Source organism: Rhodococcus sp. NPDC003322 (genome assembly GCF_053589555.1).
This window is the reverse complement of record NZ_JBSFSC010000002.1, coordinates 866,601-877,900: the sequence shown is the minus strand read 5'-3', so window position 1 is coordinate 877,900 and position 11,300 is coordinate 866,601. Positions and strand designations below refer to the sequence as shown.

The 11,300-nt window shown below is 70.6% G+C and carries 9 protein-coding genes; 4 read left to right on the top strand and 5 right to left on the bottom strand.

Features of this window, described 5'->3' with window-relative positions; genetic code table 11:
* Nucleotides 1–18 precede the first annotated feature (18 nt).
* The 3 genes from ACWDUM_RS10385 to ACWDUM_RS10375 form a co-directional block, all read right to left on the bottom strand.
* Nucleotides 19–1,464 carry an MFS transporter gene (locus ACWDUM_RS10385; RefSeq protein WP_450133893.1) on the bottom strand — a complete coding sequence of 482 codons (1,446 nt, stop codon included), beginning with the start codon at nt 1,462–1,464 and terminating at the stop codon, nt 19–21.
* A gap of 107 nt (nt 1,465–1,571) precedes the next feature.
* On the bottom strand, nt 1,572–2,015 hold the full coding sequence (locus ACWDUM_RS10380; RefSeq protein WP_450133892.1) for an SRPBCC family protein: 444 nt from the start codon (nt 2,013–2,015) through the stop codon (nt 1,572–1,574).
* A gap of 2 nt (nt 2,016–2,017) precedes the next feature.
* Entirely contained in the window at nt 2,018–3,571 is a 1,554-nt protein-coding gene (locus ACWDUM_RS10375) for a succinic semialdehyde dehydrogenase (RefSeq protein WP_450133891.1), read from the bottom strand.
* A gap of 290 nt (nt 3,572–3,861) precedes the next feature.
* Here ACWDUM_RS10375 and ahpC point away from each other — a divergent pair, with 290 nt between their 5' ends.
* The 4 genes from ahpC (at nt 3,862) to ACWDUM_RS10355 (ending at nt 9,279) form a co-directional block, all read left to right on the top strand.
* On the top strand, nt 3,862–4,425 hold the full coding sequence (gene ahpC, locus ACWDUM_RS10370; protein WP_450112486.1) for an alkyl hydroperoxide reductase subunit C: 564 nt from the start codon (nt 3,862–3,864) through the stop codon (nt 4,423–4,425).
* A gap of 157 nt (nt 4,426–4,582) precedes the next feature.
* Nucleotides 4,583–6,181 carry an alkyl hydroperoxide reductase subunit F gene (gene ahpF, locus ACWDUM_RS10365; protein WP_450133890.1) on the top strand — a complete coding sequence of 533 codons (1,599 nt, stop codon included), beginning with the start codon at nt 4,583–4,585 and terminating at the stop codon, nt 6,179–6,181.
* Nucleotides 6,182–6,311: 130 nt separating this feature from the next.
* Entirely contained in the window at nt 6,312–7,784 is a 1,473-nt protein-coding gene (locus tag ACWDUM_RS10360) for an adenylate/guanylate cyclase domain-containing protein (RefSeq protein ID WP_450133889.1), read from the top strand.
* A gap of 4 nt (nt 7,785–7,788) precedes the next feature.
* Complete coding sequence (locus tag ACWDUM_RS10355) at nt 7,789–9,279, top strand: adenylate/guanylate cyclase domain-containing protein (protein WP_450133888.1); 1,491 nt, start codon at nt 7,789–7,791, stop codon at nt 9,277–9,279.
* A gap of 67 nt (nt 9,280–9,346) precedes the next feature.
* On the opposite strand, the gene ACWDUM_RS10350 is transcribed toward ACWDUM_RS10355, so the two are convergent.
* Together ACWDUM_RS10350 and ACWDUM_RS10345 are read right to left on the bottom strand one after the other, a co-directional pair.
* Entirely contained in the window at nt 9,347–10,015 is a 669-nt protein-coding gene (locus tag ACWDUM_RS10350; RefSeq protein ID WP_450133887.1) for a hypothetical protein, read from the bottom strand.
* 98 nt (nt 10,016–10,113) lie between these two features.
* Nucleotides 10,114–11,295, bottom strand: coding sequence for an insoluble domain protein (locus ACWDUM_RS10345; RefSeq protein ID WP_450133886.1), 1,182 nt, complete (start codon nt 11,293–11,295; stop codon nt 10,114–10,116).
* Nucleotides 11,296–11,300: the final 5 nt, after the last annotated feature.

The window sequence follows — 11,300 nt, the reverse complement described above, 5'->3', positions numbered from 1 at the left end:
CGATGTGCGGCAGAACGGTCATCGAAGTGCCGGAACGACCTCACCGGCATCGTCGACCTCCGGGCGCCCGGAACGGCGCGCGGACAGCGTGACCGCACAGACCAGCGCGCCCAGCGCCGCGATGACGGCGGCGACCATCAGCGCGTCGTGCAGGCCGGAGACGAACTCGTCCGGCGATCCGCCCGGCAGCATCGACTGGGCGGGCAGGAGAACGCCGAGACCGGCGACGCCCACCGCGATGCCGGTCTGGCGGAACGCGTCGTTGATGCCCGCGGCCAATCCGACGTGGTCGGCGCTGCTCTCGCCGAGCACCAGTCCACTCATGACCGGATTGAACACTCCGGCGCCGACCAGGGCGACGACGAACCCGGGCAGGATCGCCCACTTCGAGCCGGCCACGTCCACGACGGTCATCATCACCAGACCGGCGGACACCAGGGCGAGAGAGCCGGTCAGCGTGACCGACACCGGGATTCGGCCGTCGAGTTTCGCGGTGGCGCCCGCGACGACGAACATGACTGCGGTCCCGGGCAGGTACACCAGCCCTGCCTCGACAGGCGACAGGTGCAGGATGTTCTGCAGGTAGATCGTGGTGTAGACGAACACCGCGAACAGCGACGCCGAGATCGCGAACGCCGCGACCTGTGCCCCCGCGAACGCTCGATTCCGCATCAGCTGCGGCGGCAACATCGGTTCACGCGCCCGCAGTTCGTATGCGACGAAACCGATGAGGGCAACGACACCGACGGCGAGGGCGACGACCGTCGCCGTCGAGGTCCACCCGACCTCGTTGCCGCGCAACAATCCGAACACCAGTGCACCCAGCCCGACGCAGACGAGGATCTGTCCGATCACGTCGGCACCACGCGGGTTCGGATCCCGCGATTCCGGTACCCACCGGACGGTGACGGCGAGGGTGAGCAGTCCGATCGGGACGTTGATCAGGAAGATGGCCCGCCAGTGCACCAGTTCGGTCAGCAACCCGCCCACCAGCGGACCGATCGCGAAGGCCCCGCCGATCGTGGCACCGTACGCGGCCAGCGCCGTCGCGCGTGCGGGTCCCTTCTCGAACACGTCCGCGAGGAGGGCGAGCGAGCAGGCGAACAGGATGGCGCCGCCGACGCCCTGTGCGGTGCGGGCGAGGTCGAGCACCCAGATGTTCGGCGCCAGCGTGCAGAGCAGCGAGGCGACGGTGAACGCCGCGATACCGATTTCGAACACGTGGCGACGCCCACGCCGGTCGGCCCACGATCCGGCGCTGAGGACCACGGTGGCCAACGCGAGGGTGTAGGCGTCGACGACCCATTGCAGCCCGCTCACCCCGGTGTCGAGGTCGACCGCGATGGACGGCAGGGCGGTGTTGACCACAGCGATGTCGAGCATCAGCATCGCCGTGGTCACACAGACCACGATCAGGGTTGCGCGTCGCGTCGCGGCGCTCTTCGGAACTGTCAGGGCCGGCATCGGCTGTCCTCGGGTGTCGTCGGGACGACGCGAGGGCTCTCGCGCCGTCCCCACCGTGCGCCGGCACACTTGGCTCACACCGGGCGAAATTCTTGGAGACGGCCCGACTAACGCTCGAGGTGCGCCTTCATCGCGGCAAGGGTGTCGCGCATCCCGGCCTGCATCAGCGTGTCCCGGTCGCGGCCGATCAGCGTGGAGCGCTGCACGAGCCGCACGTACCAGACGGGGGTGCCGTAGATCTCCCGGGTCTCGGTGATCCGGCTGCCCGCATCGGCCGGCTCGACGAGATAGCTCCAGCGCGCCTTCGGTTCGTCGGACTGGAAGGAGAACCGCTGTCCGGGAATCACTTCCACCACCGTGCAGTGCGTCTTCCAGCGCATCAGCCCGTGCCGGTTGGTACCGGTGAATGTCGCACCGACGGTCACCGGCGCGCCGCCGGTCCAGCGCCCGCCGGTGTTCTCGGGGCTGAAGCGGTTGTAGCCGGCGATGTCGGTGACCACGTCCCACACCCGGTCCGGCGCGGCAGCGACCTCGATGCTCGCGACGTCCATCTCTACCTCCCGGGCAGGTACTTCATCACGGCGATGAACGGGGCCAGCACCTTCGACCACACCTTCGGCGGAAGTCCCCGCGGCCCACCGAGATTGAGCACCCGGGTGGTGGCGACCGTCTGCGACTCGGTGTACTTGAGCAGGCCGTCGACACCGTGCCTGCGGCCGACACCCGAGACGCCCATGCCGCCCATCGGGGCGGCGGTGCTGCCCCACGCCGGCGCGTAGCCCTCGTCGACGTTGACGGTGCCGGCCCGGACCCGGGCGGCGATGGCCTCACCCTCGGCCTTGCTGCCCGCCCACACGCTGGCATTGAGGCCGTATTCGGTGTCGTTGGCCTTCGCGACGGCCTCTTCCACGTCGGCGACCGGGTAGATCGACACCAGCGGACCGAACGTCTCGTTGCGGGCGCATTCCATCTCGTCGGTGACCCCGGTGAGCACCGTCGGCTCGAAGAACAGCGGGCCGAGGTCGGGGCGGGCCCGGCCGCCCGCGACCACCGTCGCACCCTTGGCGACGGCGTCGTCGACGTGCCCGGACACGGTCTTGACCTGCGCCTCGGAGACCAGCGAGCCCATCTCGATCCCGAACTCGTAGCCGGGGCCGAGGGTCATCTTCTTGACCCGGTCGCCGAACATGCGGGTGAACTCGGCGGCCACCGGCTGCTCGACGTAGATCCGCTCGATGGAGATGCACAGCTGCCCGGAATTCGAGAAGCAGGCACGCACGGCGGCGTCGGTGACCTCGCGCAGGTTGGCGCCCTTGGTGACGATCATCGGGTTCTTGCCGCCGAGCTCGGCGGAGAAGCCGATCAGCCGGCGTCCGGCCTGCTCGGCGAGCAGCTGCCCGGTGGCGGTGGAACCGGTGAACATCAGGTAGTCGGAGTTCTCCACGATCGCGGTGCCGACCACCGAGCCCGGCCCGGGGACGACCGCGAACAGGTCCTTCGGCAGCCCGGCCCGGTACAGCAGGTCGACGCAGGCCAGCGCGCAGTACGGGGTCTGACTGTCCGGCTTGATGACGACTGCGTTGCCTGCGAGCAGTGCCGCGATGGCGTCGGAGACGGCGAGGGTCATCGGGTAGTTCCACGGCGAGATGACGCCGACGACGCCCTTCGCGTGGTGGTTGACGACGGTCTTGGTCAGGCCGGGGAGCATGCCCTGCACGCGCTTCGGCTTCAGCGCCTTGGGGGCGAGCTTGGCGTAGAAGCGGGAGGTCATCGCGATGTCGAGGACCTCCTCGAGCGCGGACGCTCGGGCCTTCCCGGTCTCGGCCTGCGCCATGTCCAGCAGGGCCTCACGATTCGAGAGCACCAGGTCGCGGTAGCGGTGGAAGATCTCCGCCCGCTCGGCCGGGGTGCGCCGCGCCCACTCCCGCTGGGCGACGCGCGCCCGCTCGATCGCGTCGATCGCGTCCTGCGCGGTGCCGACCGGGATGGTCGCCAGCTCCCGGCCGGTGAACGCCTCTACGACCGGGCGGGTGGGCCGGTTCGCGGCGTCGGGGATGGCGACGAGCTTTCCGAGCCTTTCGAACGTCGCGGCGGACGGAGCAGGCATTTCGTACCCCTACTGGTTAGTAGTTTCAGCGGTTACAGACAACCTACCGCGTTCGTGGTCGCCGTCACAGGCATGTTCGGCACTGCGCCCGTGACTGGTGCCACGACCCGGATCCACCCGACTATGGCGTCCATCACACTTGCGCCTTTTTTGGCACGATTCCAGAACAGGATCCAGCGCTTATAGCCCTCGACTATCAACACGCAAAGAACAATCGATTGGTGCAATCAATAAACCCTCGTTAGGGTCGAAACGGACACACCAACATCCCGAAATGAATGAGGCCATACATGTCGCTGATCAACAAGAAGATCAAGCCCTTCTCCGCGGAGGCGTTCAAAGACGGTGCCTTCGTTACCGTTTCCGACGAGGACATCAAGGGCAAGTGGGCGGTCTTCTACTTCTACCCGGCCGACTTCACGTTCGTCTGCCCGACCGAGCTCGGCGACCTCGCCGACCACTACGACGAACTGCAGGGCCTGGGCGTCGAGGTCTTCTCCGTCTCCACTGACACCCACTTCACGCACAAGGCGTGGCACGGCTCGTCCGACACCATCGCGAAGATCAAGTACGCGATGATCGGTGACCCGACCCTGCAGATCAGCACCGACTTCGAGGTCCTCCGCGAGAACCAGGGCCTGGCCGACCGCGGCACCTTCCTGGTCGACCCGGACGGCGTCATCCAGTTCACCGAGGTCACCGCCGAGGGCATCGGCCGCAACGCCGCCGAGCTCGTCCGCAAGGTCAAGGCCGCGCAGTACGTCCGCTCGCACCCGGGCGAGGTCTGCCCGGCGAAGTGGGAAGAGGGCGAAGAGACCCTCGCTCCGTCGCTGGAGCTCGTCGGCAAGATCTGATTCGCCGACGGTGCTCGTCCGGTGGCACGGGATCACCCCGTGCCACCGGCGCCAGCGCGTCGCGCGCAGATCACCACGCCTCGGCTCGAGCTGAGAAGTTCGCCGACTCCCGTTCCATCAAGTCACTGTTCTTCTTCCAACACATGGAGTAGTTCTCATGCTCGAAGCCTCCCTCGCCAACCAACTGAAGTCGCTCCTCGAGAAGGTGACCCAGCCGATCGAGCTGGTGTCCTCCCTCGACGAGGGCGCGAAGTCCACCGAGCTCGCCGAACTCCTGGACCAGATCGCCGGCCTGTCCGATCAGGTCACCCACACCCGCACCGGCGACGACCCGCGTCGCCCCTCGTTCGCGATCCGCCGCGTCGGCACCGACGTCGAGGTGCAGTTCGCCGGCATCCCCCTCGGCCACGAGTTCACGTCCCTCGTCCTCGCCCTGCTGCAGGTCGGCGGGCACCCGTCCAAGGAGGACGCGGACCTGCTCGCACAGGTGCGGGACCTCGAAGGCGACTTCTACTTCGAGACCTACTTCTCGCTGTCCTGCCAGAACTGCCCCGACGTCGTGCAGGCGCTGAACGTGATGGCCGTGCTCAACCCGCGCGTCAAGCACATCGCGATCGAGGGCTCCCTCTTCCAGGACGAGGTCGACAGCCGCCAGGTGATGGCGGTGCCGACGGTGTTCCTCAACGGCGAGCCGTTCGGCTCCGGCCGGATGAGCCTGGAACAGATCGTCGGCAAGCTCGACACGGGCGCCGCGGAACGCACCGCCACCGCGATCTCCGAGAAGGACCCCTTCGACGTGCTCGTCGTCGGCGGCGGCCCGGCCGGCGCCACCGCGGCGATCTACGCGGCCCGCAAGGGAATCCGCACCGGTGTGGTGGCCGAGCGGTTCGGCGGCCAGGTGCTCGACACCATGGGCATCGAGAACTTCGCGTCGGTCCCCTACACCGAGGGCCCGAAGTTCGCCGCCGAGCTCGAGAACCACGTTCGCCAGTACGACGTCGACATCATGAACGTCCAGAACGCCGCGAAGCTGACGCCGGCCGAGACCGAGCAGGGCCTGGTCGAGGTCGAGCTCGCCTCCGGCGCACGGCTGCTGTCGAAGACGGTGATCCTCTCCACCGGCGCGCGCTGGCGGTCGATGAACGTTCCCGGCGAGAACGAGTACCGGAACAAGGGCGTCACGTACTGCCCGCACTGCGACGGCCCCCTCTTCAAGGGCAAGCGGGTCGCGGTGATCGGCGGCGGCAACTCCGGCGTCGAGGCGGCCATCGATCTCGCCGGCATCGTCGCGCACGTCACCCTCGTGGAGTTCGACTCGCAGCTGCGCGCCGACGATGTCCTGCAGCGCAAGCTCCGCAGCCTGCCCAACGTCGACATCCTGCTCAGCACCCTGTCGACCGAGGTCCTCGGCGACGGCGACAAGGTGACCGGCCTGGCCTACACGGACCGCACCACCGACGAGTCGCACACCGTCGACCTGGACGGCGTCTTCGTGCAGATCGGCCTGCTGCCGAACACCGAATGGCTTTCCGGCACAGTCGAACTCAGCCCGCGCGGCGAGATCGTCGTCGACGACCACGGCCGCACGTCGGTCCCCGGCGTGTTCGCGGCCGGCGACTGCACCACGGCCCCGTACAAGCAAATCATCGTCGCCGCCGGATCCGGCGCGACGGCGGCGCTCGGTGCCTTCGACCACCTCATCCGCACCAGCACCCCGGCGGAGGCCGAGGCCCCGGTCGAGGTCGCAGCCGGATAACGCGACGGCCGAGAAGGCGTGTCGAACCCGCGAATGCGGCCCCGGTTGGCTTTTCAACCGGGGCCGCATTCGTCGTCGGGAGAATCGTGGTCCGCCGGTCGTCCGGTGTCAGGGCGACTAACCTGACGACATGGACCCGCCCGTGACGCGGTACGTCCAGCGCGACGGCAACGCGCTGGCCTACCAGGTGGTTGGCGATGGACCGCGCACCGTGGCCTGGTTCTTCGAGGTCATGATGCACCCGGATCTCATGTGGACCGACCCGCACCTGCACTACAACTTCGAACGCTGCTCCACCTACGCGCGGTCACTGTTCTTCCAGCGTCGCGGTCTCGGGCTCTCGGATCCCATCGATCACGTCCCGACGCTCGAGGAGCAGGCCGACGACGTCCTCGCGGTCCTCGACGACGCCGGTATCGCCCGGGCCACCCTGGTCGGGGCGTGCAGCACCTGCGGCCCGCTGGCCCTGCTGGCCGCCCGCTGCCCCGACCGCGTCACCGGACTGGTCCTCGCCGAACCCTGGTCCGAGGCGTTGCTGCGGGACGACGAGGGCGTCACCGACGGGTGGACCGCTGCGCAGCGGGACCGCTTCGTGGGCTCCTACCGCGGGGCCTACGCGCACTGGGGCCAGGGGGAACTCAGCGCCCTCACCCATCCCACCCTCGACATGCCGCACAACCGCCGCATCATGGCGCTTCTCGAACGTTGTTCGGCCACACCGGGAACCGCACAGGCGCACCTCGAGTGGGCCCTGCGCGCCGACTACGCGCGAGTGCTGCCGTCCATCCAGTGCCGGACGGAGATCCTGCACCAGCCGGACAGTCTGTTCGCCCGGGACGCCGTGCGACGGGTCGCGGACCTCACCCCCGAGTCCCGTTTCCTCGACCTCCCACCGATTCTCGCGGGAGCAACCCTGGGCGAGGCCCTGATTCCCGTTCTCGACCGCGTCGAGGAACTGGTCACCGGAGCGGTGCGGCCGGTGGACGCGGACCGGTTCCTCGCCACGGTCCTGTTCACCGACGTCGTGCGGTCCACGGACGTGCTCGCCGAGATCGGCGACACCCGATTCGCGGCCCTGCTGACCGCACACGACCGACTCGTACGTGGCGAGGTCGAGTCCGGGGGCGGCCGCCTGATCGGCATCGCCGGGGACGGCACCCTGAGCGTGTTCGACGGCCCGGTGGCCGCACTCCGATGCGCCCACCGAATCGACTCCGCTGCAGCAGATCTCGGCCTGCAGGTGCGATCGGGGATCAACGTGGGCGCGGTCACCCGCGCCGGCCCCGAACTGACCGGGATGGCGGTGCACGTCGGGGCCCGAATCGCGGCCTCCGCGCACCCCGGAGAGGTGCGCTGCTCGCGCCTGGCCCGCGACCTCGCACGCGGTTCCGACATCGAGTTCACCGACCTCGGACAGCACCGCCTCAAAGGCGTCCCCGAGCAGGTCCACGTGTACTCCGCGACGAGCCGGGACCGGCTACCGCAGCCACCGCTCCCACCGCGCCCGACACCGGCCGACCGAGCGGTGCTGACCATGGCCCGCCGGGTTCCCGGGGTGCTGCGCGGACTCGCGCGCCTCGCCACCCACCGGCGCCTACGCTGAGGACATGGATCCGCCGGAAACGCGGTACGTCCAGCGCGACGGGCACGCGCTGGCCTATCAGGTGGTGGGAGCGGGCGGCTCGAACGTGGTGTGGCTCTTCGAGATCAACATGCACCTCGATCTGATGTGGACCGATCCGCAGATCCACTACCTGATGGAACGCGGCGGCGGCTTCGCGCGGACCGTGTTCTTCCAGCGTCGCGGCGTCGGCCTGTCCGATCCCGTCGACCACCTGCCCACCCTCGACGAACAGGCCGACGACGTGCTCGCGGTCATGGACGCCGCCGGGATGCCTCGCGCCACGATGGTCGGCGTGGCGAGCGGGGGCGGGCCGGTCGCGCTGGTTGCCGCACGGGCCCCGGAGCGGGTCGCCGGGCTGGTGCTGATCCAGCCGTTCGCGGAACATCTGTTCACCGCAGACGGCCAGGCCGTCGTTCCGACCGGCTGGGACCGCGACCACCTCGAATGGTTCGTGTCCGGTTGGCGGAACGCCTACCGGCACTGGGGTGCCGGGGAGAGTGTCCCGATGTGGGATCCCGCCGTCGATTCACCCTTCAACCGGCGGGTGATGGCGATGCTCGAACGCTGCTCCGCCACCCCCGCCACCGCGCAGGAGCTCCTCGAGAGCATGATGCGGGCCGACTACGCGGACGCGCTGCCCGCGATCCAGTGCCCGGCCCGGGTACTGCTCGTGCCGCGCAGCCCGGTGTCCCGCGGAGCCGCGCGGCACGTCGCCGACCTGATCCCGCACGGCAGCTTCCATCTGCTGCCGCCGGCGCCGCCCGGCGCCGCCCTCGGGGAGGCGTGGGTGCCGATCCTCGAGCACGTCGAAGAGGTGGTCACCGGCGCCCACCACCCGGCGGCCGCCGACCGGTTCCTGGCGACCGTCCTGTTCACCGACCTGGTCGGCTCGACGGAGACCCTGGCCCGATTGGGGGATCTGGCGTATCGGGAGGTGCGTGCCACTCACGAACGGCAGGTCCGTTCCGGCGTCGAGGACGCGGGTGGTCGCGTGCTGACGGTCGCCGGGGACGGCACCTTCAGCGTGTTCGACGGCGCCGCGGCGGCGGTGCGCTGCGCCCACGAGATCTGCGAACAGGCACACGCACTCGGCCTCGAGGTCCGGGCCGGCGTGCACACCGGAGAGGTTCAGCGCAGTGGACCTGACCTGACCGGGATGACGGTGCACGTCGGCGCCCGTATCGGTGCCGCCGCCGGCGCGGGCGAGGTCCTGGTCTCGCGGGCCGTCCGCGACCTCACCGCCGGATCCGGGCTCGCCTTCGCCGACCGCGGCACCCACACGCTGAGGGGCGTGCCCGGACGCTGGCAGCTGTTCGCGCTGACCCCCGGCGCCCGGCGCGACCCGCTGCCCCGACTGCGCCCGAACCTGTCCGCCTTCGACCGCGCCGTCCTCACCGTTGCCCGCCGCACCCCGCGGGTCCTGCGGGGTGCGGTCCGGATGGCCAACGCCAGGCAGCGACGACTGTCCCGCTGACCCCCGCTGCGGCCGGCCCGGTGTCATGGAACGGCGGTGACGCGCTGCGGCACAACTGAACTCGGACTCACCCCTCGCGCGGGGTGATGGCCGTGATCCGGGTGCCCTCCGGTGTGGTCACGGTCAGCACCGTCTGCGGGTAGTGCGTGGTGCTGCCGTCCGGGCGGCGTTCGAACACGTCGACCGCGTAGGCGCCGTCGGTCGCCTTGCGCACCAGCACGCAGTGCGTGGTGCCGACGGGAATCTGCGCGATTCCCTTGCCGATCTGCTCGGCGGAGCCGACTCGGGCATCGGGTGCGACGTGTTCACGGGCACGGGCACCGTCCCGCAGCACGTAGTAGGCGCGTTCGAAACCGGCTATCGCGGCCTCGCCGGGGTCGGCGGCGTCGACCGAGGCGGGGGTGCCCGCCCCGAGCCCCGCGCACCACGCCGTGTCGGCCGGTTCGGGTTCGGCCCGACCGGTCGTGGTGCCGGTCGTCGACCGGTCCGACATGTTCAGCACCAATCCCACGGTGGTGACGACCGCCGCGACCAGCACGGCCGCGGCCGCGACGAGCAGGACACCACGACGCGGCCGTAGCCGGCGATGGGGTCGCGGCGGCTCCGGGCGGCCATCGGACGCGTCGGCCGGGCCGCCGGGCGCCGGGGGCGCGGGGTCCGACAGCCACGCCGGCTCGGCGACCGCCGGACCGGTCTGGCCGGCGGCGGCCGCGGTGCCGTCCTCGTGCGGGCTCATCTCCGACGGATCCATCGGCCTGCTCGCCCCCTTCCTGCCGCCTCACACGGGTGCGCGGGCGGAGTTCCGGCCCATCTTCCGGTACCCGCCCTGCGGGCCTAGACCAACCCGGCCACGACGGCGCCGGCCACCTCGCCCGCCGGGCCGGTGATCGGCGCGAACGCGTCCGCCGTTGCCGTCGCGGTGGCCTCGACGCGGTGGACCAGCTCCGCCCCGCCGGGCCGTCCCAGCGTGGCCGTGCGGATCTGCTCGGTCGTCGCGGCGACCTGCGGCGGCACCCATTCGACGGCGTCGCGGACCGCGTCGACCGCCTGGGGTCCTCCGGGCAGCGTCTCGACCTGCGCGACCGTCGCCCGAGTTCCCTCGGTGATCGCCCCCGGATCCGCGGTCGGGGCGTCCGGGATCTGCATCTCGACCGGCTCGGCGAGGGTGTCGCCGGCGCCGAACGCCATGCCCTGCGCCGCACCGACAACGGCGCCCGCCGTGCCGGCCACGACCGCGACCGGGATTCCCGCCGCCGCCGCGCCGATGCCTGCGCCCGCGGCAATGGTCAGCACCGGCGCGGTGATCGTGCCGACGCCGGGGAGGACGGCGGTTCCGATGCCCACCGATTCCGGCAGGACCGTCGTCCCGATCGCGCCACCGACCAACCCGCCCGCGACGGCCGCGGGGAGGCCGAGGGCTGCGGCGGCTCCGAGCCCGCCGGCAGCGGCTCCGGCGACGGTCGCGGCACCGATCCGGTCTGCGCGGGAGGCCTCGACACCGACCGACCGCCACGCGGTGTTGACCTGCGCCTCGTAGGCGGCGGCGGTGTTGTTGGTCTTGTCGAGATCCTCCTCGGACAGCCAATTCGGCTTGTCCGCAACGTAATCGCCGAGCCGGAGGCGCTGAGCCGGGGCCTCGATCGGGGCGACCGGCTCGACCGGGACCGGCAGGTGCAACTGTTGCACGCTGGCCGGGGCGATCGGGGCCTCCTCGTAGTAGTACGTCGGGGCGGGGCGGGTGGGGACGTTGTCGTATTCCACGGGCGGCGCGACCCAGTACGCCTTCGGCTCGTCGGGGACGACGTCGGCGGTCGGCGGCGACACCTCCGCGGCGGGTGAGGGGACCTCGGCGTCCACACCCGGTTGGGCCTCGGGCGCGTCGCTCACGCCCGGCTGCACGGGGACCGCGGCCGCGACCCCGGAGTAGGCGATGGCGATGGCGACGGGTAGCGCACCGGCCACCGTGACCCGCTCGGCGCGGCGGCGGTGCCTGCCCTTCGAAACGGCACTGCTCATGTGAA

What these genes read in the sequence shown, in the direction of transcription:
- ACWDUM_RS10375 (WP_450133891.1), bottom strand. Translation starts at nt 3,571, where the DNA reads ATGCCTGCTCCGTCCGCCGCGACGTTCGAAAGGCTCGGAAAGCTCGTC.
- ACWDUM_RS10345 (WP_450133886.1), bottom strand. Translation starts at nt 11,295, where the DNA reads ATGAGCAGTGCCGTTTCGAAGGGCAGGCACCGCCGCCGCGCCGAGCGG.
- ahpC (WP_450112486.1), top strand. Translation starts at nt 3,862, where the DNA reads ATGTCGCTGATCAACAAGAAGATCAAGCCCTTCTCCGCGGAGGCGTTC.
- ahpF (WP_450133890.1), top strand. Translation starts at nt 4,583, where the DNA reads ATGCTCGAAGCCTCCCTCGCCAACCAACTGAAGTCGCTCCTCGAGAAG.
- ACWDUM_RS10350 (WP_450133887.1), bottom strand. Translation starts at nt 10,015, where the DNA reads ATGAGCCCGCACGAGGACGGCACCGCGGCCGCCGCCGGCCAGACCGGT.
- ACWDUM_RS10385 (WP_450133893.1), bottom strand. Translation starts at nt 1,464, where the DNA reads ATGCCGGCCCTGACAGTTCCGAAGAGCGCCGCGACGCGACGCGCAACC.
- ACWDUM_RS10355 (WP_450133888.1), top strand. Translation starts at nt 7,789, where the DNA reads ATGGATCCGCCGGAAACGCGGTACGTCCAGCGCGACGGGCACGCGCTG.
- ACWDUM_RS10360 (WP_450133889.1), top strand. Translation starts at nt 6,312, where the DNA reads ATGGACCCGCCCGTGACGCGGTACGTCCAGCGCGACGGCAACGCGCTG.
- ACWDUM_RS10380 (WP_450133892.1), bottom strand. Translation starts at nt 2,015, where the DNA reads ATGGACGTCGCGAGCATCGAGGTCGCTGCCGCGCCGGACCGGGTGTGG.